We start from the raw sequence: 25,033 nt of genomic DNA, 5'->3' as shown, positions 1-25,033 counted from the left end.
GCGGACCTTATCAAATCCTGGACGCCGACCTACTCTTTGCCTAATCCCTCCCAAAGACATGCCCAAAGGAGAGGCGAAGATGACCATCGTCGAGTCCTACCCAGCCCTGTCGATCCTGCCGCCACTGCTGGCGATCATCCTGGTCATCTGGACCAAAAAGGTGCTGCCCTCCCTGGGACTCGGCGTGGTCACTGCGGCGCTGCTGCACGCCGGCGGCAACCCCCTCAAGGCGGGCAAGCTACTGTGGGATTCCTTCGCCGGAATCTTCTGGGACTTCGAGGCGGGCGAGGCGAACCTCTACTACATCTTCATCCTCGCCTTCCTGCTCATCCTGGGCGTCATCACCTCACTGGTCATGATGGCCGGCGGCACCAGCGCCTTCGCCGAGTGGGCCATGAAGCGGATCAAGACCCGCAGCGGCGCCCAATTCCTGGCCGCCGCGCTCGGCGTGGTCATCTTCATCGACGACTACTTCAACGCCCTCGCCGTGGGGCAGGTGGGGCGCCCCATCACCGACCGTCGCCACGTCTCCCGGGCCAAGCTCGCCTACCTGATCGACTCCACCTCCGCGCCCGTGGCCGTGCTCGCCCCCTTCTCCTCCTGGGGCGCCTCCATCATCGGCACCATGGCCCCCATCGTCGCCGCCTCCGGACTCGCCCTCTCCGGGGCCGGGGCGTTCATCCGGGCGGCCGGGATGAACTACTACGCCATCGGCGCGATCATCCTCATCTGGTTCGTCATCGCTTGGGACATCGACTTTGGCCCCATGCGCGCTGAAGAACGCCGCGCCATCGTGGAAAAGGCCACCTTCGACCCGGCCCTGGCCGTGCCAGGCCAGCTCACGGACGACCTGCCCCGCTACGAGCCCGGCGCTCGCCGCGCCCTGATCGTGCCATTCTTCGCGCTCGTATTCGGGGTGCTCGGCGCGATGGTGTGGACGGGGCAGCGCTCCGGCGGCTCCTGGGCCGTGCTGGACATCCTGGCCAACACCGACGTCTCCATGTCCCTCATCATCGGCGGTGGCGTTGGCCTAGTGGCCGCTTTCTACTACTACCTGCGCTATACGCTGCGCAGCCCCGACTTCGGCTTCAAAGTGCTCGGCAAGGGAGTGGCCAGCGGCGCCGGTTCCATGCTCCCGGCCATTTACATCCTGCTGCTGGCCTGGACACTGGGTTCCCTCATCTCCGCCCTCGGTACCGGCGAGTACCTGGGCTCCCTGGTATCGGCGGCCTCGGTGCCCGCAGTCTGGCTAGTGCCAGTACTCTTCCTGTTCGCTGCGGGGATGGCATTTGCCACCGGCACCTCTTGGGGCTCCTTTGGGATCCTGCTGCCCCTGGCCGGGCAGATGCTCACTGCCGTGCCCGGCGGTGAGGAGGTCCTGGTCGCTGCCTTCGGGGCGGTCCTGGCAGGAGCCGTGTTTGGTGACCACTGCTCCCCGATCTCCGACACCACGATCCTCAGTTCCACGGGAGCCAGCTGCAATCTCACTACCCACGTCAACACTCAGCTGCCCTACGCCGCTGTGGCAGCGGCAGCCTCCCTGCTGGGATACGTGACCTTTGCTCTCACCACGAGCGCCTGGATCGGGTTCGCGGTCATGCTGGGAGCTGTGGTGGCCTTCGCTTTCTTTGCCCGCGTCAAGTGGCCATCCATCTCGCAGGAGGAGCTGGAAAAGCGCGTCGACGCCTGAGTGCGGCTGGATCGTGGCTCGGTGGGCCCCAGTGCATCTCACTGAGGCGTCACTGAATGAAGTGAGGCGCTCAGTGAAGAAAGTGGCGCTCTCACTGAAGAAACAGGCCTCTTCAGTGAAGCAAAACGGCCCGTCACTCTATTGAGTGACGTGCTCAGTGAAGATATGCTCGCGTCATGAGCATCACCCGGGACCAGGAACTTGCGGCGACGATTGCGCGGTTGCGTCTGCTTGGGGCAGAAACCCAAGGCGTGGAGGTGAAAGCAGCCGAGAAGGGCCTGGGTAGTTCGGTGTGGGAAACCGTTTCGGCGTTCGCAAACACCTCGGGTGGCACGCTCATTCTGGGATTGGACGAGCATGCTGGTTTTACGCCGGTGAAGGAGTTCGAGGCGAGCAAGCGGCAACAGTCACTTCTTGACGGTCTTGGGGAAGGGGCCGGGCAGAAGGTGAGCCCCATCCCGCGCGTGCGTGCGGACATCTTCCCGTTCGAGGGCGAAAGACTGGTGGTTGTCGAAGTCTTCCCGGTCAACTACGAGACCAGCGAGAGCCCCGGCCCCTGTTACGTGATGAGCAAGGGCAAGGAGAACGGCTCGTTCAAGAGAGTGGGCGACCAGGATCGTCTGCTCACCCGCAACGAGATCTTCGCGATATCGAGCAAGTGGATCGAGCAGAGGTACGACGCCAAGGCGATTGAAGCGGTGACCCTGGCAGACCTGGACCGGGGTTGGATTGGGCAGGCGATCGAGCGCATCGAAGCGAGCGGATCGCGGATGCTGACCGGTGCGGACACTGAGGAGCAGGTGCTGCGTCGGATGGGCGTGATGGATCGCGACGGGAAGGTGACCGTGGCCGGTTACCTTACCTTCGGGCAGTACCCGCAGCAGGAATTCCCGCAGCTCGTGATCGACGTGACCGTGCATCCCGGAATCCGGAAGAGCGAGGATGCGCAGACCCGTTTCCTGGACCGCCAGGTGTGCGACGGTCCCATTCCGCTCATGATCGACGACGCGTTGAAGCGAATCATGCTCAACTTGAAGGTGCGGCGAGAGGTGAAGGGGGTGGAGGGCCTGGATGTGCCGGAGATCCCCGTGGAGGTGCTGCGTGAGGCCGTCACCAACGCGGTCATGCACAGGGACTACTCCGAGTACAGCACCGGGACGCCCGTGTCGGTGGATGTGTACCCGGACCGCATCGAGGTTTTCAACCCCGGCAGTCTGTGGGGTGGCATCACTCCCGCGAACATCTTCGAAGGCCGGAAAGCCGAGCGGAATCAGACGCTGAGCAGGCTGTTGCGCGGGGTTCCAGTGCCTGGCGGGCAGGGGTCGATTGCGGAAGCCCAGGGCAGTGGGGTGCCGCGCATCCTGCAGGCGTTGGAGAGTGCCGGATTGCGCAGGCCCACATTTGTGGAGCGCGACGGGGCCGTCCTGCTGACCATATTCAGGCAGGAGAGCCGGACGGCCGACGCGCAAGAGGTGAAGGGTGTCTGGCTGGACGTGCTGGACCGGTTGGAGCAGTCGGTGCCGATCTCTGCCCGCGAACTGGCGGCAGCACTAGGTGCAAACGTGACCTCGCTGCGCCCACATCTGCGAGAGATGGTGGACCAGGGCTTGATCGAGGCCACCGCCCCTGCAACCTCTCGGTTGCGGGCCTACGTGCTCACGGAGAAGGGCAGGGCCGTGCGTGATTCCCGCCTGAGTACCGACTAGGGGTGGGGCTCGGTGGGCCTCAGTGCATCTCACTGAGGCGTCACTGAATGAAGTGAGGCGCTCAGTGAAGAAAGTGAGGCCCTCACTGAAGAAATGAGGCCTCTCAGTGAAGCGAAATGGCTCATCACTCTATTGACTGAGGCCTCAGTGAACCTCAGTGAGGGTTGAGTGACGCGGGCGCGGCCGGTCAGCGCAGCTTGGCGGCCTCCTGCAGGGCGGCGCGCACCCGCTTCTCGCTCACCTTCACCGGCGTGCCGAGCGCCTGGGCGAACAGGCTCACCCGCAGCTCCTCTAGCAGCCAGCCGACGGACTCCAGGCGCCCCAGCGCCTCCTGCCCGGCGCTGCCCGCCCCGCGCGCGGCCTCGAAGGCGGCCGCCAGCTCCCGCTCCAACGTCTCCACGACGCGGGCGGCGGCCTGGTCGCCGCCCGCGTCCACCCCGGCCCGCTCGAAGCGGCGCGTCAGCGCCTTGACGTAGCGCGCCAGGTGCTGCAGCACGGTCACGGGGGTCGAGCCCAGGAAGCCGGCCGTCAGCAGGTGCTCCAGGTGCGCGCGCACCTGGGCCGCCACCCCCACCAGGGCCAGCGTGGTGCCCTTGGAGAGGGCCTTGTCCACCGCGCGCGCCTCGGTCAGCGCGGCGGCGCACCAGCGCAGCACGCGGTAGACGGCGTCCTCGAAGTGCTGGCGGGCGTAGGCCAGCAGGGCGACGAACTGGGCCGGGTGGCGCACCGCCTGAGACTGCCCGCTGGCGCGGCCCCACTCGGCCAGCACCAGCCCGGCGGCGGCCCACTGCGCGTCGGCCACGAGCGCGGAGGTACTGGGGTAGGGGCTGGCGGCCAGCGTCAGGGCCTCGGCCCCGGTCCAGCGGGAGGTCACGCGCGCCTCGCTGAGCGCCACCTTTTGCAGCAGCAGTGCGCGCACGCCGAGCAGGTGGGCCCGGGCGGCGCCGGCGGCGGTGGGCAGCAGCTTCAGGTCCGCGCGCGCTTGCGGCGGTGCGGCTGCCACCAGTGCCGGGTAGGCGCGCACGATTCCGCTGGCGGCGCTGACCTCGACGTGGTCGGGCAGCGGCTGGGCGGGGAAGTCCTTCAGGTCGCTGGCCTCCATCGCGGCGGCCTGCACGGCGCTGAGTGCGCCACCGCCCGGATCTGCCGGCGCATTCAGGTGGCCGACGTTCCCGCCCGCCCCCGCCTGGGCCCGCGCGCCGCCCCGCGTGGCGGCCGCAGGGGACGGGCCACCGGACCCGGCCGCCTGCCCGCGCTTGGCGCCCTGAGCGTCGCCCGCCTGCGCAGTGCCGGGCTGCGGTTCAGTGCCGGCCTTCTTGCCCTTGCCGCGCCGCTGGGTTTGTTGGGCGGAGCGGGCCTCGTCCAGCGCCAGGGCCAGGGCGCCGCGCACCACGCTGCGCACGGCGTCGGTGGAGGCGGGCTCCAGCTCGCGCTGGAGGGCGCCCAGGTCCTTGCCCTCGGCCAGCACCGCGCCGCGGGCGCTGACCACGCGGAAGGTCATGCGCAGGTGGTCGGGTAGCTCCACGCCCTCCCAGGCCTCGACCGGGATGACCACGCCGCGCGCGGCCTCCACCGCGCGCGTGAAGGCGGTGCGGAAGGAGCGGTCCGGCGCCCCGTCTGCCCCAGTGCCCCGGGGGCTGGCCGCGTCCGGGCGAACCCCGGCCCTAGCTGCCACGCGGGCCGCCTCGCGCTCCTCGGCCTGGGCGCGCAGCAGCGCCCACGCGTCGCGCATGGAGGCCCCGGGCACCAGCGTGCGCGGCAGCGCCTTCGCGGCGCTCGCTCCCTCGGGCCCGGCGCCGCCTCCCGTCGTGGACGCGTCCGCACCCCGGTCGCTCGTCGGCCCGTCGCTTGTCTCGGCGTCGCCAGCCGCAGTCGCGCTCTTGGGCCCGGCCCCCGCCTTCCCCGCGCCCCCACTGGGGGCGGGCGCGTCCTCGCTGCGGCCGGCGGCAACGTCGTCCCCCACCAAGACCGGGTGGGCGGCGCGCAGCACCTCCACCACCTCCTTGGCCACGTCGGGGGCGGGCACCAGCTGGCGGCGCACGGCCTTCGGCAGGGCGCGCAAGGTGGCAAGCACCAGCTCGTCCAGCACGCCGGGCACCATCCAGTCAAAGCCGTCCGGGCGTACGGCGGCCAGCAGGTCCACTGGGATGACGGCGGTGACACCGTCGTCGCTGCGGCCGGGCGTGAACTCGTAGCGCAGTTCCAGGCGCATGTCCCCCTGTTGCCAGAAGTCCGGGTAGCCCTCCACGCCCGCGCCGCGCGGGCGCAGCAGCTCCTCTGGGTAGGTGAGGAGGTCGGGCTCGGTGGTGCGCGCCCGCTTCCACCACTTGTCGAAGGCGGCGGCGCCGGTGACGTGGGCAGGCAGGCGGGCGGCGAAGAAGGCGGCGCGGGCCTCGGCGTCGGCCACCAGGGCGTGGGTGCGGGTGCGGCGCTCGACCTCGTGGGCGGCGGCCACGCGCCGCTCGTTCTCCTTCACGAACGCGTGCCGGCCGTGCCAGTCGCCCTCCACCAGGGCGTGGCGGATGAACATCTCGCGGGCCAGCTCCCGGGCGGTGACGTCCCCGATCGGCGTCTCGCCCAGGCGGCCCAGCAGCACCTCACGGGCGGCCACCAGGGTCAGCCCGTAGAGCTGGACCTTCTCGTTGATCATGGCGGCCCCGTTGCGTCGGGACCAGTGCGGCTCGTTGTAGGAGCGCGCCACCAGGTGCCCGGCCAGCTCCTCTACCCAGCCCGGCTCGATGCGGGCCACGGTGCGCGCGAACAGGCGGGAGGTCTCCACCAGCTCAGCGGTCATCACCCACGCCGGGGTGCGCCGGGCCTTGACCAGGCCGGAGCCGGGCCAGATCGTGAAGCGGGTGCCGCGCGTGCCGGCGTACTCCTTCTTGCGCTCGTCCCAGGTGCCCACGTTGGACAGCAGGCCGGTCAGCAGCGAGCGGTGGACCGCGGCCTCGTCCGCGCCGCGCCCCGAGGAGGCGAACGCCACGCACGCGGCGGCCACCGCGCCCGACGTGCCCGCCCCGCCGCTCAGCGCAGCCCCGCCCTCCGTGAGGGCGGCCGCCACCAGGTCCTCCGTGTCCGGCAGGGCGATGGGGGAGAGCTTCAGGCCCAGCGGGCGGGCCAGCTGGCGCAGCTGCGTAACTAGGTCCTGCCACTCGCGCACGCGCAGGTAGTGCAGGAACTCGGCGCGGCACATGCGCCGAAACGCGCTGCCGGACAGCTCGCGGCGCTGGGTGCGGATGTAGCGCCACAGCGTGATGTAGGTGAGGAAGTCGCTGGTGGGGTGGGCGAAGCGCCGGTGAGCGGCGTCTGCGGCGGCGGCCTTGTCCGCCGAGCGCTCGCGGACGTCCTGCATGGACAGGGCCGCCACGATAACCAGCACCTCGGCGGCGCAACCGGCCTCGTCGGCGGCGATCAGCATGCGGGCCAGGCGCGGGTCGATCGGCAGGGAGGCCAGGCGGCGGCCGATGGCGGTGAGCGCGATGTCCCCGTTCTCTTGCCGCACCGCGCCGATCTCTGCCAGCAGGGTGACGCCGTCGCGCACGGCGCGCGCCTCGGGCGGGTCCACGAACGGGAAGTCCTCCACCCGCCCCAGCCCCAGGGCGGTCATCTGCAGGATGACGCTGGCCAGGGAGGTGCGCAGGATCTCCGGCTCGGTGAACTCGTCGCGGCTAGCGAGGTCGGCCTTGGAGAACAGGCGGATTGCGATGCCCTCGGCCACGCGGCCGCAGCGCCCGGCGCGTTGGTCCGACGACGCCCTAGAGACCGGTTCGATCGGGAGGCGCTGCACCTTGGTGCGGTTGGAGTAGCGGGAGATGCGCGCCAGGCCCGGGTCGATCACGTAGCGGATGCCGGGGACGGTCAGCGAGGTCTCCGCGACGTTGGTGGCCAGCACGATGCGCTGCAGTGAGTGCGGTTCGAAGACCCGGTGCTGTTCCGCGGTGGTCAGGCGGGCGAACAGCGGCAGGATCTCCACCCCGTCGGGGCGGTGGCCGCGCGCCTTCGGGTCCGCCACGTATCGCGAGCCCAGGTGCTCGATCAGCGCCGCGTGGGTGTCGCGGATGTCGCGCTCGCCGGCCAGGAACACCAGGATGTCGCGGCCCGAGCCGTCGGCGGGCAGGGCGGCGGACTCCGCCAGCAGCTCGTCCACGGCGGTGCAGATGCCGCTGACCTGGTCCATCTCCTCGCTGGGGAAGCGCTCGTCGCCCTCGAAGAGGAGGTCCAGGGGCTGCTCGGGCGGCTGCGGCGCACACGATTGCCGGGTCGGCTCGGGCGCGGCGGGTGCCGCTGCAGGCTGCGCCGGCAGCGGCCGGGCCTGGCTGGCCCCGGGCTCGTCGGGCTGCGGCGCTGGGGCGGGCGCTGCCAGCTCGGGTAGCTGCACCACTCCCGGCCCGCGCGCGGCGCTGGCCCTGAGGGCGGCGGCGAAGGCGGCGGCCTCCAGGTCGGCGCGGGTGGGCGCGGCAGCGCCGTCCTTGCCGGTGACGCCGACGCCGGTGCCGGCGCTGCTCGCGGTGGCATTGACCATGCCGGCGGGGCCGGTCGGGGCCTTGCTTGCCGGTGAGGCGGCGGCCCGGGCCGGGCGGGTATCCGCAGCGGCCGCCCGGGTATCTGCGGCGGCGGGCGTCGCTGCGCCAACCTCCTGGGGGCGGCCGGCGGCAGCGTCGTCCCCCTCCAGCTCGCGCTGCGGTACCAAGGGCCGGTAGCGGATCTCCACCGGGAAGGTGCGGCCGCTGACCTCGATGATCGGCACGGGCGTGGCCGCGAAGCGCTCGAAGTGGGCGGCAAAGCGGGCGGAGTCGATGGTGGCGGAGGTGATGACCACCTTCAGGTCCGGGCGCAGCGGCAGCAGGCGGGCCAGGTAGCCCAGGATGAAGTCGATGTTGAGGCTGCGCTCGTGGGCCTCGTCCACGATCACCGTGTCGTAGCGGCGCAGCAGGGGGTCGCGCTGCACCTCGGCCAGCAGGATGCCGTCCGTCATTAGCTTGACCAGGGTGGTCGGGGCGGTCTCGTCGGTGAAGCGCACCTGGTAGCCCACCGCGCCACCGACCTCCACGCCCAGCTCGAAGGCCAGGCGCTCGGCAACGGAGCGCGCGGCGATGCGGCGCGGCTGGGTGTGCCCGATCAGCCCGGTGACGCCCCGCCCCAGCTCCAGGCACATCTTGGGCAGCTGCGTGGTCTTACCGGAGCCGGTGGCGCCGGCCACCACCACCACCTGGTGATCGCGGATGGCGGCCAGGATCTCCTCCCGGCGGGCGCTCACCGGCAGGTCTGGGTAGGTCAGGGTGGGCACCGCCGCGCGGCGCTGTTCGATCTGTTGCGGGGAGAAGCCGCGCTGGGAGTCCGCGCGGCCAGCGCGGGAGCCAGCATTCATGCCACTCATTCTAAATGTGGAGGCAAAAGCCGCCCCTCGGGGGACCCGCGCCCGGCGGGCGGCGTGCCAAGATGTTGGCGTGAACACTGGGAAAGGCAGCGACGCCTTCAGCGCGGGCGCGGGCGCGGGCGGCGGAGATAACCCGGCGGGCGGAAGTGGCTTCGGCGCGGGGGAGTCGGCGGAGGCTGCGGGCGCGCAGACGGGCGCGCAGGCGGGCGAGGGTGGCTACTCGCGCTACGAGGCCGTGGGTCCCAAGGAGGACGCCCTGGTCACCGAGATCAAGCAGGTGATCGGCGACCGCCCGGTGCAGGACGTGGCCCGCTCCGTCTCCTCCGGCGCGTGGCAGGCGGTGATGAACAATCTGCCCAGCCCGCTGGCCCGCCTGCGGTCGGGCGCGATGACCCTGCAGGAGCGCGTGCGCGCGATCTTCTGGGGGGCGGTGGCTTTCTTCCTGTTCCTGCTGGTGGTCTTTTCCACCAAGCCGGACGCGTTTTCCGACCTCTTTGGCAGGTTTCCGGCCTCGCTGACCTTCCCGTTCGCGCAACTCATCGCCCTGCGCAGCGTGGTGGCGATCGGCTTCGCCCTGTTGACGCTGGTCTACCTGGTGATGGCGCTGTGGCGGACGTTCACCACCCGCACCGGCCGCTACCTGTGGATCGTGACGTTGATATTCGCGCTGGGGGTGGGCCTGCACGTCAGTTCGGTGCGCAGCGCCGGCATCAACACGGGTGCCCGCGTGGGCCCGGACCTGGGTTGGAGCCTGACCCGGCAGGGCGGGGCGGTGACGGTGCTGGTGGCCAACCTGGACGGCCGCGTGACGCTGGCGAGCGACGTGGCGTTGTTGGCTGAGCAGGCCGGCGCGGACGTGATCGTGCTGCCGGAGTCCTCCGCAGAGATGGCCGCGCAGGTCGCCAACGATCTCACCAAGCTGCACATGGCGCATCTGCCGAGCGACGCCCTGCCGGTGTTCGACGAGGCGGTGTTCCAGGACCCGGCGGTCATCAAGCCCACCGGTGCCTTCACCGTCTACGCGGCTGCGGGCAGCGACCTGCTGGTGGACGGGGTCAAGCCGCAGTCGGGCGTTCCTCCCCGGCGCGGGGCCACCACCACGGTGCTGGTCTCCACGGCCCTGGGCCCCTACCGGCTGGAGCGGGAGCTGGGCACGGCCAACGGCTCGGTGCTGCTGGCCCCGGTGACGCAGGGGGCGCCCACGATCGCGGCGGTGCACGGCGCCTCCCCGAAGCGGGACAGCATGGTGCAGTGGCGCGCGGACCTGGAGAAGGTCACCTCCCTGTGCTCGGACCGTACCCGCACCGGCCTGATCGTGGCCGGCACGCTGAACTCGACGCGGGACCACGCCCTGGTGCGCTCCTCCCAGTGTGGCCTGGCGATGCACCAGCTGGGGCAGGGCTCGGTGGGCACGTGGCCGGTCGGTGTGCCCGCCCTGCTGGGGGCCCCGATCGACGGTGCGCTGATCGGCCCGGGCGTGACCCCGGTGGCCGCGGAGGTGCTGAATCTGGAGTACACCGATCACCGCGCCGTGCTGATGCGTTTTGAGCTGAAGTAGTCCGACGTCCCGCGCATCCCCGCGTCGAAGGCGCCGCCCCGCGTGGAGGCCGTGTCAGGGGAGGGGGCGGTGGAACGTCGACCCCGCAAGGCAGAATCTGAACGCCTGCGTATCAAATGCTGGACGTGCAGTGCGGGTGGGAAAGGCGGCCTGAGAAGGTAGGCGAACCATCCAGAGCGATCGAGAGACCTGGCTCTAAGACGTCGCAGCAACCCCTGAGGGTGCTTCAGCCAGGATCGATGGGAGAGGAAGTGTCTACCAGAACGCTATTCACCGCCAAGCGGGACCGGCCGCTGGTTTCCTTCGAGTTCTTCCCGCCGCGTTCCAGGGCAAACCTGTCCCTGGCGTGGGCCGGGATCGACAAGCTGCTGGCCAGCGAACCGGACATGGCCACCGTCACCTACGGCGCCGGCGGGTCCACGCGGGACGTCTCCATGGCCGTGCTTGCCCACATCCTGGAAAAGACCAGCCTGAAGCCGGTGGCGCACCTGACCTGCATCGGGGCCACCCGCGCGGAGCTGACCGCCACCATCACCGAGCTGCTGGCCGCCGGGGTGCGCGACTTCCTGGCCCTGCGTGGCGACCTGCCGCGCGGCGAAACCTGGGCCACCTACCGGCCCTCGGCCGGGGCGCTGTCCACCGGAGCGGAGCTGGTGGCGCTGATCCGTGAGATCGCCGATTCTCAGCTGCCGGGCGAGGACGTGTCCATCTGCGTGGCCGCCTATCCCGGCTCCCCCGGCGCCCAGTTCGACGCGGGCCTGGCCGCCCTGAAGGAAAAGACTGACGCGGGGGCGGACTACTCCATCACCCAGGTCTTCTTCGAGGCCGCCGACTACGCGCGCCTACGCCAGGCCGCCGACGCCGCCGGCGTCACCGCCCCCATCCTGCCCGGCTTCGCCCCGCTCACCGACCCGCAGCGGACCCAGCGCATCGCCGAACTGGCCGGACTGGAGGTGCCCGACCACCTGGCGGCCGCGCTGTGCCAAGCCGACCCGGTGGAGCGGGTGCGCGCCGGCCTGCGCGCCACCCTGGACCTCATCTCCGGGACCCTGGCCGCCGGGGCGCCGGGCGTACACCTCTACACCTTCAACCGTCCCCGCCCCAGCCTGGACATCCTGGAATACCTGTTCGCCACCAAGTTCCTATCAACCACCACCGACCGTCGCTTCACCGAGGACCTCGTAGAGGCCACGCTCACCGCCCTCACCCCGGCCCGATAAGGAGATTCACGCACATGAGCACCCCCTTCCCCGCCGCCACCATCCTCGGTTACCCGCGCATCGGCCGGGACCGCGAACTCAAGCGCGCCCTAGAGTCCTTCTGGGCCGGGCGCTCCAGCGCCGCAGAGCTGCGGGCCTCCGCCGCAGAGCTGCGCGCCGGCACCCGCGCCCGCCTGGGCGAGCTGGGATTGAGCGGCGCCGGCGTGCCGCTGGACTTCCACTACTACGACCAGATGCTCTCCATCGTGGCCACCATCGGCGCCGTGCCCGAGCGCTTTGCGCACCTGCTGGACGCCGAGGGCAAGCTGAGCCTGGAGGGCTACTTCACGGTGGCGCGCGGCAAGGGAGAGCTGGCCCCGCTGGAGATGACCAAGTGGTTCGACTCCAACTACCACTACCTGGTGCCGGAGATCGGCCCTGACACCCCGCTGCGCTACGTCGACTCCCACGTGGTGGACTACCTGCGCGAGGCCGTGGCGGCCGCCGAGCAGGGCGGCGCGGGCCAGGGGGAGGCCGGCGGGACGTCGGCCCCCCGCCCGGTCCTGGTGGGCCCGGTGACCTTCCTGGCGCTGTCCAAGGCCGCAGACTGCGCCCCCGGCTTCGACCCGCTCACCCGCCTGGAGGATCTGGTGGAGCAGTACGCGGCCCTGCTGGCCGACCTGGCCGGCGCCGGGGCGCAGTGGGTGCAGCTGGACGAGCCCGCCCTGGTGGCCGATTTTGCCGACATCGACCGCGCCCGCCTGGTTGAGGCCGCCGCCTCCGCCTACGCCAAGTTGGCCGACGCCGCCTCCCGCCCGCGCATCATCGTGGCCACCCCCTACGGCACCGCCCGCGCCGCTCTGCCCGCGCTGGCCGCGACCGGCGTGGAGGGCTTCGCCCTGGACCTGGTGCGTGGCGAGGTGCCCGGCGAGGACGACCTGGCCGCCCTGGCCGGGCGCACCGTCCTGGCCGGCGTGGTCTCCGGCCGCAACATCTGGCGCACCAACCTGGAGGAGGCCCTGGCCAAGCTGGAGCAGGTGCGCGCCGGGGTGGGCCCGCAGGCCAACGTGGTGGTCTCCACCTCCACCTCCCTGCAGCACGTGCCCTACGACGTGGATCGCGAGACCCAGCTGGACCCCGAGCTGCGCTCCTGGCTGGCGTTCGCCGACCAGAAGGTGGCCGAGGTGGGCGTGCTGGCCCGCGCCCTGAGCGAGGGCCGCGACGCGGTGGCCGCCGAGTTCGCTGCGGACGCCGCCGCCCGCGCCTCCCGCGCCGCCCACCCCGGGGTCAACCGCCCCGAGGTGCGCGCCGCCGTGGCCGCCGTGGTGCCCGCCGACCGGGAGCGCGAGTCCTTCGAGGAGCGCGACGCCGCCCAGCGCGAGCGCCTGGCCCTGCCGCTGCTGCCCACCACCACCATCGGCTCCTTCCCGCAGACCACGCAGATCCGCAAGGCCCGTGCCGCCCACCGCAAGGGCGAGCTCACCGACGCCCAGTACGAGGACGCGATGCGCGCCGAGGTGGCCTCCGTGGTGGCCCTGCAGGAGGAGCTGGGCATCGACGTGTTGGTGCACGGCGAGCCCGAGCGCAACGACATGGTGCAGTACTTCGCCGAGCTGCTGGACGGCTTCACCGCCACCCAGCACGGCTGGGTGCAGTCCTACGGCTCGCGCTGCACGCGTCCCTCGATCCTGTGGGGCGACGTCTCCCGCCCGGCCCCGATGACCGTGGAGTGGGCCAAGTACGCCCAGTCCCTCACCGACAAGCCCGTCAAGGGAATGCTCACCGGCCCGGTCACCATCCTGGCCTGGTGCTTCGTGCGCGACGACATCCCGCTGGGCCAGACCGCCGACCAGGTGGGCCTGGCGCTGCGCCAGGAGATCGTGGACCTGGAGGAGGCTGGCATCGCCGTGATCCAGGTGGACGAGCCCGCCCTGCGCGAGCTGCTGCCCCTGGAGGTCAAGGACCAGGCCGAGTACCTGGAGTGGTCCGTGGGCTCCTTCAAGCTCTCCACCTCCGGGGTGCGCCCGGACACCCAGATCCACACCCACCTGTGCTACTCCGAGTTCAACGTGGTGATCGGCGCGATCGACGCGCTGGACGCCGACGTCACCTCCATCGAGGCTGCCCGCTCCCGCATGGAGATCCTCCCGGCGGTGGGCGAGCACGGCTACGAGCGCGGCATCGGCCCGGGCGTGTACGACATCCACTCCCCGCGCGTGCCCTCCGTGGAGGAGCAGGTGGAGCTGCTGCGCTCCGCCGCCGCAGCCGTCAACCCGCGCCAGCTGTGGGTCAACCCCGACTGCGGCCTGAAGACTCGCGGCTACGAGGAGACCAAGGCGGCGCTGGACAACATGGTCGCGGCCGCGCTGCAGGTGCGCGCCGAGATCGAGTCCCGGTGAGCCGGTGCGCTAGCTAGCCCGGGGCGGGCCGGCCCCGGAAAGGGGCAAGGCCAAGCCCGGAAGGGGCTGGACGGGGGCGGGGCGTCGCGCGGCGGCGCCCCGCCCCCTTGCCCCGTCCACGTGGCCTGCACTTTTGTGCAAGAGCGCTAACGCATAGGCTTGAGGCCGAACGGAAGGAAACAAATGGGCAAGAAGTTCACGCTGCTGGTCGGTATGGGTCTGGGTTACGTGCTGGGCACGCGCGCTGGCCGCGCGCAGTACGAGCGCATGAAGACCATGGCCACCAACTTCCTGGAGACCCCGGTGGTGAAGTCCACCGTCGAGAAGGCCACCTCCAAGGTCTCCGAGGTCTCCCGCAAGGTCGGCACCGACGTCACCGACCGCATGGCCGGCATTGTCAAGGAGCGCATGTTCGGGGCGCAGCAGGACGGCGGCAAGACCACCCCCACCGACGCCTAAGCTAGGCGCCTTGGAGACGGGGCCGGGCGCTCGCCAGCCGGCGGGAGCACAGGAGCAGTGGGCGGCAACGTCGGCCACCAACTCAGGCGTACCCGCAGGGGCTGACTCGCCGCAATACGCAGCCTGCGAGCAGGGAAACTGCGGGCACACCCCGGCCCAGATCAAGCGGTGGCGCCGCCGCCTAGCCGAGGAGCGGGCGGAGGCCGACGCCTACCGGTCGCTGGCCGAGCGCCGCGACGGCGAGGAGGGCCAGATCCTGCGCAAGCTGGCCCAGGCGGAGGCGCGGCACGAGTCCCACTGGCTGCAGCTGCTGGGGCCACACGCCTACCCGCCGCCGCGCCGCCACCCCCTCACCCTGCCGATGCGGGCCCTGTCCCGCCTGTTCGGGCCGGTGTTCGTCCTGGCGCTGCTGCAGCGCGCCGAGCAGCGCAGCGAATACCCGCAGGAGCCGGACGCCACCGCCCAGATGGTGGCCGACGAGCGCGTCCACGGCGAGGTGGTGCGCTCCCTGGCCCAGCGCGGCCGCCAGCAGATGAGCGGCACCTTCCGGGCCGCGATCTTCGGCGCCAACGACGGCCTGGTCTCAAACCTGGCCCTGGTGCTCGGCATCGGCGCCACGGGCGTGGCCACCTCCACCGTCATGGCCACGGGCCTGGCCGGCCTGCTGGCCGGCGCGCTGTCCATGGCGGCCGGCGAGTACGTCTCCGTGCGCTCCCAGCGCGAGCTGCTGGAGGCCTCCCGCCCCGACCCGGACGTCACCGACGTGCTGCCGGAGCTGGACGTGGACGCCAACGAGCTCGCCCTGGTCTACCGGGCGCGCGGCGAGGACCCGGACTTCGCGGAGATGCACGCCCAGCGCACCCTGAGCGCCATCCGGGCCGGCCTGGACGCCCAGACCGGCTCCTTCGAGCAGGTGCAGACCTTCGAGGAGGTGGGCGAGGCCGGCAAGGCTGCGGCGTCCTCGTTCGCGTTCTTCGCCTCTGGGGCGCTGGTGCCGGTGCTGCCCTACCTGTTCGGCGCCACCGGGCTGGCCGCAGTGCTGTGGTCGGCGCTGCTGGTGGGCGCCTGCCTGCTGGGAACTGGCGCGGTGGTGGGCCTGCTGTCCGGATCTGCGCCGCTGGTGCGGGCCCTGCGCCAGCTGGGGATCGGCTACGGCGCTGCCGCGATCACCTACGGGCTGGGCCTACTGTTTGGAACTCAAGTGGGCTAGGCGGGTCAATGCTCTCTACCCTCAACTCGCACCTGCCGGACCTGTTCCGCGCCATCGACCTCACCGGGGTGCTGCTCAACGGCATCCTGGGCGGGCGGATCGCCCGGCAGAAGGGCTTTGACGCGGTTGGCTTTGCCATCTTGGCGATCATGTCTGCGATGGCGGGCGGCATGGTGCGAGACACCCTGTTGCAGGCCGGCCCTCCCTTCGCCCTGACCGACCCGTACTACATCGGGGTGGCCCTGGTGGGGGCGGCCATCTCCATGCTGTTCCGCTTCGAGTCCCGCTGGGCCGGGCGCCTGCTGGTGGTGGCCGACGGCATCGTGCTCGGCACCTGGGCCGCCACCGGCGCCATCAAGACCCTCTCGGTGGGGTTTGGGATCATGCCGGCGATCATGCTGGGCCTGATCACCGCCGTCGGGGGCGGCATGCTGCGCGACGTCTGCGCCGGCATGGTCCCCCAAGTCTTTGGCGGCAACAACCTCTACGCCGTCCCGGCCATCACCGCCTCCGCCGTCATGGTGCTGTTCTACTACCTGGACGCGGACATGGTGGGCATGCTCGTGGCCACCGTGGTGGGCGCGGTCTTCACCGTGGTGGCGCATTGGCGGCGCTGGCAGCTGCCCCGCGAGGACTTCTCCCTGCCCGAGTACATCGGCAAGCTGCGCCAGCGCGGCTGGTCCGTGCGCGGCCTGCGGTCGATTCGCGGCCTGCGCGCCGCCCGCCGGGGCATGCAGACCGACCCGCGCGAGGGCAGCGAGGGGATCTTCGCCCCCGCCTTCGAGCCCGTGGACGACGTTCCGCCCGCCGCCCCCAGCAAGGAGTAGCGCGGTGTGCGGCCGCTTTGCCATGTTCATGACGGACGCCGATTTCATCGAGGAGTTCGGGGTCGAGCGGGTGGCCGACCCGTTCCTGCCGCCCTCCTGGAACGTTGCCCCCACGCAGGCCGTGAACCTGGTGCGCGTGGCCGGGGACGGGGTGCGCGAGCTGCGCCAGGCCAGGTGGGGGCTGGTGCCCTCCTGGGCCAAGGACCCGGCAATCGGGGCGCGGATGATCAACGCCAGGTCTGAGACCGCCGCGCACAAGCCTTCCTTCGCGGCGGCGCTGCGGGCGCGACGCTGCCTGGTGCCTGCCTGCGGCTACTACGAGTGGCGGGCGGGGGCGGCCGGCGTGGCCGGTGGGCGCGCGGGGGCGGGCGCCGCCAAGCAGCCCTTCTTCATCAGCGACCCGTCCGGGGCGCCGCTGGCGCTGGCCGGGTTGTACGAGTCCTGGCGCTACCCGGCCGGGCCGGAGGCGGGGCGCTGGCTGCACACGGTTACGATCCTGACGCGCGCGGCCACCGAGCACCTGGCGCCCATCCACGACCGCATGCCGGTGGTGGTGCCGGCGCAGTTGCGCGGGCAGTGGCTGGCACCGGGCGAGTTGAGCGCGGGGGAGGCGGCCGGGCTGCTGGACTGCCTGCCCCCGGCGCTGCTGGAGGCGTGCGCCGTGGGGGCGGGCGTGGGCAACGTGCGCAACAACCACCCGGGCCTGCTGGCGCCGGTCTAACTATTGGGCCCGAGCCCGGCCCGGCCCGGAACCGGCGGGAGTCGTGGCCGGAGCCGACGGGAGAGCGTTGATAAAATTATCAAGACCTCACCCCGTTGATAAAGTTATCATGCCGGTACATGCTTGATAAAATTATCAACATGCGTCGCGCTATAGATTCGCCGTTCAGTCCCGGCTCTGACACCGTGCCCCAGGTGTGGGCGGGCCGAGTCTCCCAGCTGGCCGACTGGAGGGACGTGTTGCGGCCCCGTCGCCTGCTGGGAGTCCACGAGCGGGGGCGCACCATTCTGGGAGAGGCCGGTACGGGCAAATCCGCGCTGGTGCGCCGCATTTGCCAGGACGCGCAGTCGCGCGGCGACTGGGTGACCCCGCAGTTGCGTATGGCCTCAGGGGCCGACCCGCTCAAGCGATTGGCGGCCGCCTTGCTCGGGTTGGCGGAGAGCGTGTCTTTGGCAGCAGCCAGAGAGGATCGGATTGCCGCGACGCTAAGGCGCGTGGAAAGCGTGGCCGTGGCGGGAGCATCGCTCTCACTCCGGCAGGGAGAGGCGCCCGAGCCTCACGTCGCCCTGACCGAGCTCCTCGTTGAAGTAGGGCGCGAAGCGCTCCGCAGGGGAGACACGATGGTGGTCATCCACATCGACGAGGTGCAGAACATCGGCGATGAGAACGCGCTCTCGCAGCTCCTCATCGCCCTGGGGGACGCACTCTCTCACGAGGAACAGGTTGAGGCGCCCGGCAGAATGTTGATTAACCGTGCGCTGCCGATCGCTGTCTATCTTTCGGGTCTGCCGGAGTTTGCTGACCTGGCCGGGGCAAGGACCGGTGCCACTTTTGCTCGCCGTTTCCAGGTGGTCAACCTGTCATCCATCTCCGATGGGGACTTGGAGGCCGCGCTTCAGCCCTTCGTCTCGGAAGGTTGGCCGGTGCCCAACCAAGACGGAGGGCTGGATCGCGTATTCATGACTCCGCAGGCGCAGGGCGCCATCGTCGAGTTGGCGTGCGGAGAACCCTTCCTGTTCCAGCTGGCCGGTCAGGGGGCTTGGTTCGCTGGGGCTAGTGACCTGATCACCGTCGATGACGTCTATGCGGGGTGGGCGGAGGTGGCCCACGAGGCCGAAGCGCACGTGCTGCGGATCCTTGACCGGTTGCCGGCCAGGGAGCGCGAGTTCCTAGAGGCGATGGGCGAGGTTGAGCCTGAGCGGCGCACTCTGAAGGAGATCGCGGCCGCAGCGGGATTCAAGTCATCCAGCGCCGCTGGCCCATCCGCGCAGCGGTTGGACATCGTTCGTGGCCTCATCAGTCGGGGGCCGGCCTACGGCTTTAGGCGCCGGGCGGTGGAGGCCTATCTGACCTCCGATTGGCCGCGCCCCGGTGCCCCCAGTTAGGCGTCCGGGGCCGCGGCCGGATACAAAGGACGCGCCCTTGTGCAACATCGGCGGCTGGTGGCGCGTTACCCCGGGCGTACAAGCGTGCGGTCGGGGTACGTGCGACCGGCCGGTGCCATGGCACCGAGCGGTCGGATGTACCCCGTTGCAGCATTTGCGCAGGTCTAGTCGACCGCACTCGTGCTGGCCCGCCTCCCGTCCGTGGCATCTACTGGCCAACTACTGCCGCGCCCCGGCGCCCGCAAGCTCGAGCTTGACACCGAACTTAACACTCAACATAACACCGTGTGAAGTTAAGTGTTATGTTGGGTGTTAAGTTGCGAGCGATGGGGGGAACGTATGGAACCCGCAGAACTAGCTGACTTGGTCTCGAAGCTGCGCCTGGTTGGAACTGATCAGCAGCGGATCGAGGTGAAGTCGGGCGTCGGCAAGGGGGTCAGGGAGACCCTGAGCGCGTTTTCCAACGCCTCCGGTGGAACTCTACTTGTTGGACTGTCAGAGGCAGATGGCTTTGCGCTGGTGCCGGGGTTTGACGCCGTGCAGGCTAGGGATCAGCTAGCGGCTCGTTGTGGCCAACTGGAACCCGTAGTACGCCCGGATGTGGAGATTGTGCCGTTCGAGGGGCAAGCCGTCCTCGTTGCGCGGATTCACGAGGTGGAGCCGCGGCTAAAGCCCTGCTACGTCGTTGACCAGGGGCAATACAACGGCTCCTACTTGCGAAGCGGTGACGGTGATCGGCGGATGACGACTTACGAAGTCAGCCGATTGCTGGAAGAGCGCTCTCAGCCGCTCTGGGATGAGCAGCCGATTGAGGATGCTGAGATTTCCGATCTGGACCAGGTGGCCCTAGGACGATTCCTGGATGGGCAAAGGGAGATTCGCAGGCGGACCTTTGCCGATGGTGTAGAGGTGGCCCGTGAGCGCTTGCGGGTGACCAAGCAGGGGCGGCCAACGCTCGCCGCCCTCCTCGCGCTGGGGGAATACCCCCAACAGTTCTTCCCGCGCCTGGCCGTTAGCTTCGCTCTGTTCCCTGGAACTGATCGTGGCGAGGTCGCAGAGGGAGTGCGGCTCCTGGATAGCGCCATGTTCACCGGGCCAATCCCGGAGCTGGTGGAGGCCGCTGTAGACGCTGTGCGGCGAAATATGCGCACAGCCGGCTTGATCGGCGAGGCCTTTCGCACCGAGCTGCCCGACTATCCGTTAGTGGCGGTCAGGGAGGCGATGGTCAACGCGCTCATGCACCGGGACTACTCGCCGGAGGTGCGCGGCGCGCAGGTGCAGGTGAACATGTTTGTGGACCGGCTGGAGATCACCAATCCGGGCGGGCTTTACGGGGCGGTTACGGTGGAGACGCTTGGGAAGGCTGGGGTAAGCACCAGTCGAAACCAGCGTCTTTCCACCTTCCTGGAGTCAATCTCATTTGCAGGCGGCGGTCCGGTGGCTGAAAACAGGGGGACCGGGATAGCCGCGATCCGATCGGCACTAGCGGAGGCCCTGCTGCCGCCGCCAGAGATCAGTAACTCAGTGACCAGCTTTACGATCACGTTCCGACGTCGACGGGTGGCACCGCTGGAGCGGTATGCATCCGCGCAGGAGTTGGTGCGCGGTCACCTGGTGGAGTATGAGAGCGCAACAACTTCCGACCTGGTCGACAAGTTCGGGCTGAGTAGGACAAGCGTGCAAAAGGCGCTCAGGGCGCTGATAGATGCTGGGGTGGTGGAAGCAACCGAGCCCCCGCGTAGTCCCAAGCAGCGTTACCGCATGGTCCGCCAGGGATGGGCAACTTAACACTCAACATAACACCGCGTGAAGTTAAGTGTTAAGTTCGGTGTGATGTCCTGTTTTGCCCGGAAAATAGCGGATTTGTGACATGTAGGCCAGCCTGACCTAGCGAAGGATGGGCTTCCTATCTTTGCGTTCTTAAGGCCCCTAGCGTGGGGGTATGAACATCGAGCTGACCTCTCCTAGCGCCTCCCGCAGCCGGGCCGCGCTGCCCGCACACCCCGGCTGCCCCACCGCCCGGGCCCTGCGCATTTCGCGCGCCCGGCGCTGCGCCTGCGCCGGTGGCGAGGCGGCCGCTCGATGCGTCGGCCCGGCGGCAACGTCGGCCACCCCGCTCGCGGCCAGCAAGGGGGCGGCGCCCACGCTCGGGGCGGCCGGGCCCGCAAGGCTAGCGCCCGTAACGCCCGCGCCTGCGCCGCAATCCGACGCGGCCGCAGGGCCAAATCCCACCGCGCCCGCTCGTGAGGCAGAAGCCCTCGCAGGGACCGAGAGCAACGGCAAGTCGGCGCGCTCGGCCCTCACGGCCCGCCTGAACTGGCTGCGCGCGGCGGTGCTGGGGGCAAACGACGGCATCGTCTCCGTGGCCGGCCTGGTCATCGGCGTGGCCGCCTACGACCCAGCCAACACCACCGCCATCATGCTGGCCGCCGTCGCGGGCCTACTGGCTGGCGCCTTCTCCATGGCCGCCGGGGAGTACGTCTCCGTTTCCTCCCAGCGCGACTCCGAGGCCGCGATCGTCGCCGCCGAGCGCGCCAAGCTGGCCGCAGACCCGGAGGGCGAGCTGGCGGAGCTGGCCCGCATGTACCAGGAACGCGGCGTCTCAGCCGCCACGGCCATGCAGGTAGCCAAGGAACTCTCCGCCAAGGACGCCCTGGCCGCCCACCTCGCCCTGGAGACGGGCATCGATCAAGAAGCCCTGGTCAACCCGTGGAGCGCGGCGATCTCCTCTGCCATCTCCTTCACCCTGGGGGCGCTGCTGCCGATCGTGGCGGTGTGGCTGGCCCCGGCCACGTGGGTGCGGGTCCCGGTCACCTTCGTCTCCGTGCTGGTCGCCCTGGCCCTGACGGGGTGGGTGAGCGCCCACCTGGGCGAGGCCGGGAAGGGCCGCGCGGTGGTGCGCCTGCTGGTAGGCGGTCTACTGGCCATGGCCGCCACTTGGGGAATCGGCGCCCTGCTGGGCGTGTCGGTCTAGGCCGCCGACGTCCCACCCGCCGCCCCGAGCACGGTCACCCCCGGCGTGGCGGTCAGGGCTGCGGCAGGGCGCCCAGCAGCTCGCTGAGCTCGAAGCCGTCCGCCCCGTAGAGCTGAGGCACGGGCGCGGCCAGCACGGAGTCCGGTCCGTAGACCTCCAGCGGTGCCGGGCTGAGGTGGCTGAGCACCTGCTGGGAGGGGGTGAGCTGGCGGATGGCGATGGCGTGCACGTTCTCCGAGTGCTCGCGGGCCACCTCGCTGTAGATGATCGGGTCGTGCTGGCCGTCGTCGCCGATCAGCAGCCACTTGATCTGCGGCAGGTCCAGCATGAGGCGGCGCAGCTGGGTGCGCTTGTGCCCCTGGCCGGAGCGGAACCAGCCGGTGTTGGTGGGCCCCCAGTCGGTCATCAGCATGGGGCCCAGCGGGATGCCGTGGCGCAGCATGAAGGAGCGCAGGGTGGGCACCACGTTCCACGCGCCGGTGGACAGGTAGATCATGGGCGAGGCCGGGTTGGCCGCCTCCAGGTGGCTGAGCAGCTGCGGCATGCCGGGCACGGCCTCGCGGGTGTCGGTGTACTTGACGAACCCGTTCCAGAAGGCCACCAGGGGGCGGGGCAGGTGGCTGACCATCACCGTGTCGTCGATGTCGCACACCACCCCGAAGCGCACCGCCGGGTCCACCACGTGGATCTCCGTCTCCACCGGCTCGGAGGCGGGCCCCTCGATGAGGGCGTGGTGCAGCCCGGGCGGGAGCTGGTGGTCGCGCACCACCAGGTCGATGATGCCGGAGCGGTCCGCCCTGGCCTCCATCCGCGCCTGCCCGAGCGTGATCGTGACGGGGTAGAACGGCACGGCGGAGCCGATGAACTGGCGCCAGCCGCGCTGGGCCTGGCGCAGGCTGCGCACCGTGGCCTCGCCGATCTCCCGCAGGGGCGCGGCCGGGTCCGGCAGCTCGTTGATGAGCGTTCCCTCCAGGGGGCTGCCGGGCTTGGCCATGAGCACGCGGGCCAGCACGCGGGCCTTGTCGACGCTGCCGTAGGACTCGTAGCCGATGATGCGGGGACGCCAACCCACCTGGCGCAGCATGTGTACGCCGCGCCGGTTGAGTTGGTCCTCCAGGCGCGCGCCAAGGTTCCGGTTGCTCATGGCCCCGATCCTAGCCTCGCGCGCTTTTCTTCCTCCGCGCCCGGGCGCGTGAGAATGGCCGACGCCCCACCGGCCGCAGCGAAAAGAGCGGCGGGTGGAGCGTCGGCCATCACGTGTGCCCACGGTCCGGTGCCTCCCGCCGGGCGGGCGGTCATGTGGACGGGGCGGGTGGCCCGGATAAGGGGCCGGGCGGTGAGAGCGGCGGCTAGGCCTGCAGGGCGGCGGAAACCACCTGCTTGGCCTCCTCCTGCACCTGGGCCAGGTGCTCGGCGGAACGGAAGGACTCTGCGTAGATCTTGTAGACGTCCTCGGTGCCGGAGGGGCGGGCGGCGAACCAGGCGGCCTCGGTGGTGACCTTCAGGCCGCCGATGGGCGCGTCGTTGCCGGGCGCGTTGACCAGGCGGGCCGTGATCGCGTCGCCGGCCAGGGTGGTGGCGGTGACGTTCTCCGGGGAGAGCGTGGCCAGCTTGGCCTTCTCCGGCTTGGTGGCCGGGGCGTCGATGCGGGCGTAGTGGGACTCCCCGAAGCGGGAGACCAGCTTGGCGTGGTGCTGCGACGGGGTCTTGCCGGTCACCGCCGTGATCTCGGAGGCCAGCAGGCACAGGATGATGCCGTCCTTGTCCGTGGACCACACGGTGCCGTCTCCGCGCAGGAAGGAGGCGCCGGCGCTCTCCTCGCCGCCGAAACCAACGGAGCCGTCCAGCAGGCCGGGCACGAAGTACTTGAAGCCCACCGGGACCTCCAGCAGCTTGCGGCCCAGGGAGGCCGCCACCTTGTCGATGAGGGCGGAGGACACCAGGGTCTTGCCGATCGCCGCGTCTGCGGGCCAGCCGGGGCGGTGGCCGAACAGGTACTCGATGGCCACGGCCAGAAAGTGGTTGGGGTTCATCAGGCCGTCGGCGGTGACGATGCCGTGCCGGTCGGAGTCCGCGTCGTTGCCGGTGGCGATGTCGTAGGCCGCCTCGGGGCCCTGCATGCGCTCCAGCAGGGAGGCCATCGCCCAGGGGGAGGAGCAGTCCATGCGGATCTTGCCGTCCCGGTCCAGCGTCATGAAACCAAACTGCGGGTCCACGGTCGGGTTGACCACGTCCAGGTTCAGGCCGTAGCGCTCCGCGATCGCGCCCCAGTAGTCCACGGAGGCGCCACCCATCGGGTCCGCGCCGATGCGCACGCCGGCGGCCCGGATCGCCTCCAGGTCCACCACGCTGACCAGGTCCTCCACGTAGGCGGACAGGTAGTCGTGGCGCACCAGGTACTCGCTCTCCTGGGCGGCCGGCAGGGCCAGGCGGGGCACCTGCTTCCAGTCGCCGGCCAGCAGCTCGTTGGCGCGTGCCGCGATCCACTTGGTGGCGTCGGTGTCAGCCGGGCCGCCGTGGGGCGGGTTGTACTTGATGCCGCCGTCGCGGGGCGGGTTGTGGGACGGGGTGATGATGATGCCGTCGGCCCGGTCCGGGCCCTCCACGCGCACGCCCTGGGCGGAGCCGGCGCCGTTGGCGCGCAGGATCGCGTGGGACACGGCGGGGGTGGGGGTGAAGGAGCCGCGCGCGTCCACGGCGATGGTCACGCCGGCGGCGGTGAGCACACCGACCACGGTGGCCCAGGCCGGCTCGGAGAGCGCGTGGGTGTCGCAGCCGATGTAGAGCATCCCGGTGGTGCCCTGCAGGCGGCGGTACTCGATGATCGCCTGGGTGATGGCGACGATGTGTGCCTCGTTGAAGGCGGCGTCCAGGGAGGAGCCGCGGTGGCCGGAGGTGCCGAACACGACCTGCTGGTTCGGGTCCGTGGGGTCCGGCTCGATTTCGTAGTACGCGGTGAGGAGCGCGTCTACGTCGATTAGGTCTTCAGGAAGGGCTCGTGTGCCTGCTCGTTCGTGCATGGGCCCAATTTTCTCACTGTGATGGGGCTAACTGTGGGCCCTCTGGTCTGTTTTATTTGGGCTTCCGCTGGTGGCTAAAGAAAACTGCCGTCTCGAGCTTGGGGTGGCGCGGCGGCCGTGCTTATGGTGGCGGCATGACTCTTCCTGTTTCTGGTGACATCACCGTCGACATGCTGGACTTCGACACCCCCGTCCCGGAGGGCTACACGCTGATCGACGTGCGCGAGGACGACGAGTGGGAGGCCGGGCACGCCCCCGGTGCCATCCACATCCCCTCCGGTGAGCTGGCCGACGCCCTGGACGACCTGCCCGAGGGTGAGCTGATCATCGTCTGCCACGGCGGGGGCCGTTCCTCCCGCGCCTGCAAGATGCTGGCGGAGAACGGGATCGACGCCCTGAACCTGGCCGGCGGGATGGTGGCCTGGGCCGAGGCGGGCCTGCCGCTGGTGAGCGAGGACGGCGACGTCCCGCGCGTGGACTGAGGGCCCCAGGCCGCTACGCTGTGCGT

The 25,033-nt window shown here is 70.4% G+C and carries 16 protein-coding genes; 13 read left to right on the top strand and 3 right to left on the bottom strand.

The features are described 5' to 3' along the window. Positions 1 to 79 precede the first annotated feature (79 nt). On the top strand, positions 80 to 1,690 hold the full coding sequence (locus ABYF38_RS04535) for a Na+/H+ antiporter NhaC family protein (RefSeq protein ID WP_371152952.1): 1,611 nt from the start codon (positions 80 to 82) through the stop codon (positions 1,688 to 1,690). Positions 1,691 to 1,866: 176 nt separating this feature from the next. Further along, a complete protein-coding gene (locus ABYF38_RS04530; protein WP_371152951.1) occupies positions 1,867 to 3,396 on the top strand; it encodes an ATP-binding protein in 1,530 nt (509 codons plus the stop codon). Positions 3,397 to 3,583: 187 nt separating this feature from the next. Here ABYF38_RS04530 and ABYF38_RS04525 read toward each other — a convergent pair whose 3' ends face one another. Continuing rightward, positions 3,584 to 8,764, bottom strand: coding sequence for a DUF3418 domain-containing protein (locus ABYF38_RS04525; RefSeq protein WP_371152950.1), 5,181 nt, complete (start codon positions 8,762 to 8,764; stop codon positions 3,584 to 3,586). A gap of 79 nt (positions 8,765 to 8,843) precedes the next feature. Between ABYF38_RS04525 and ABYF38_RS04520 the strand changes: the two genes are divergently transcribed. From ABYF38_RS04520 to ABYF38_RS04475, 10 genes are all read left to right on the top strand, one after another. Then, positions 8,844 to 10,331 (top strand): endonuclease/exonuclease/phosphatase family protein, encoded by a 1,488-nt coding sequence (locus ABYF38_RS04520; RefSeq protein WP_371152949.1) that lies wholly within the window; start codon positions 8,844 to 8,846, stop codon positions 10,329 to 10,331. 251 nt (positions 10,332 to 10,582) lie between these two features. Beyond that, positions 10,583 to 11,551 (top strand): methylenetetrahydrofolate reductase, encoded by a 969-nt coding sequence (locus ABYF38_RS04515; RefSeq protein WP_371152948.1) that lies wholly within the window; start codon positions 10,583 to 10,585, stop codon positions 11,549 to 11,551. Between the two features lie 14 nt (positions 11,552 to 11,565). After that, the gene (gene metE / locus ABYF38_RS04510; RefSeq protein ID WP_371152947.1) at positions 11,566 to 13,929 is read left to right on the top strand and encodes a 5-methyltetrahydropteroyltriglutamate--homocysteine S-methyltransferase; all 2,364 of its coding nucleotides are present in this window, start codon (positions 11,566 to 11,568) and stop codon (positions 13,927 to 13,929) included. Positions 13,930 to 14,112: 183 nt separating this feature from the next. After that, positions 14,113 to 14,388 carry a YtxH domain-containing protein gene (locus ABYF38_RS04505; RefSeq protein WP_371152946.1) on the top strand — a complete coding sequence of 92 codons (276 nt, stop codon included), beginning with the start codon at positions 14,113 to 14,115 and terminating at the stop codon, positions 14,386 to 14,388. 10 nt (positions 14,389 to 14,398) lie between these two features. Then, a complete protein-coding gene (locus tag ABYF38_RS04500) occupies positions 14,399 to 15,598 on the top strand; it encodes a VIT1/CCC1 transporter family protein (RefSeq protein ID WP_371152945.1) in 1,200 nt (399 codons plus the stop codon). Positions 15,599 to 15,606: 8 nt separating this feature from the next. Then, positions 15,607 to 16,425 (top strand): trimeric intracellular cation channel family protein, encoded by an 819-nt coding sequence (locus tag ABYF38_RS04495; protein ID WP_371152944.1) that lies wholly within the window; start codon positions 15,607 to 15,609, stop codon positions 16,423 to 16,425. Between the two features lie 4 nt (positions 16,426 to 16,429). Continuing rightward, entirely contained in the window at positions 16,430 to 17,146 is a 717-nt protein-coding gene (locus ABYF38_RS04490; protein ID WP_371152943.1) for an SOS response-associated peptidase, read from the top strand. Positions 17,147 to 17,286: 140 nt separating this feature from the next. After that, complete coding sequence (locus ABYF38_RS04485; protein WP_371152991.1) at positions 17,287 to 18,531, top strand: AAA family ATPase; 1,245 nt, start codon at positions 17,287 to 17,289, stop codon at positions 18,529 to 18,531. 339 nt (positions 18,532 to 18,870) lie between these two features. Then, positions 18,871 to 20,319 (top strand): ATP-binding protein, encoded by a 1,449-nt coding sequence (locus ABYF38_RS04480; protein ID WP_371152942.1) that lies wholly within the window; start codon positions 18,871 to 18,873, stop codon positions 20,317 to 20,319. 154 nt (positions 20,320 to 20,473) lie between these two features. Continuing rightward, entirely contained in the window at positions 20,474 to 21,505 is a 1,032-nt protein-coding gene (locus ABYF38_RS04475; RefSeq protein ID WP_371152941.1) for a VIT1/CCC1 transporter family protein, read from the top strand. 52 nt (positions 21,506 to 21,557) lie between these two features. Here ABYF38_RS04475 and ABYF38_RS04470 read toward each other — a convergent pair whose 3' ends face one another. Both ABYF38_RS04470 and pgm read right to left on the bottom strand, forming a co-directional pair. Further along, positions 21,558 to 22,649, bottom strand: coding sequence for an App1 family protein (locus ABYF38_RS04470; protein ID WP_371152940.1), 1,092 nt, complete (start codon positions 22,647 to 22,649; stop codon positions 21,558 to 21,560). Between the two features lie 205 nt (positions 22,650 to 22,854). Beyond that, a complete protein-coding gene (pgm, locus tag ABYF38_RS04465) occupies positions 22,855 to 24,525 on the bottom strand; it encodes a phosphoglucomutase (alpha-D-glucose-1,6-bisphosphate-dependent) (protein WP_371152939.1) in 1,671 nt (556 codons plus the stop codon). 134 nt (positions 24,526 to 24,659) lie between these two features. On the opposite strand from pgm, the gene ABYF38_RS04460 reads away from it, so the two are divergent. Next, complete coding sequence (locus tag ABYF38_RS04460; RefSeq protein ID WP_371152938.1) at positions 24,660 to 25,007, top strand: rhodanese-like domain-containing protein; 348 nt, start codon at positions 24,660 to 24,662, stop codon at positions 25,005 to 25,007. Positions 25,008 to 25,033 lie beyond the last annotated feature (26 nt).

The sequence above is a fragment of the Buchananella sp. 14KM1171 genome, from assembly GCF_041380365.1.
GTDB classification, from domain to species: domain Bacteria; phylum Actinomycetota; class Actinomycetes; order Actinomycetales; family Actinomycetaceae; genus Buchananella; species Buchananella felis.
Note: the sequence above shows the minus strand (reverse complement) of the source record. Positions and strands in the feature narration are given on the sequence as shown.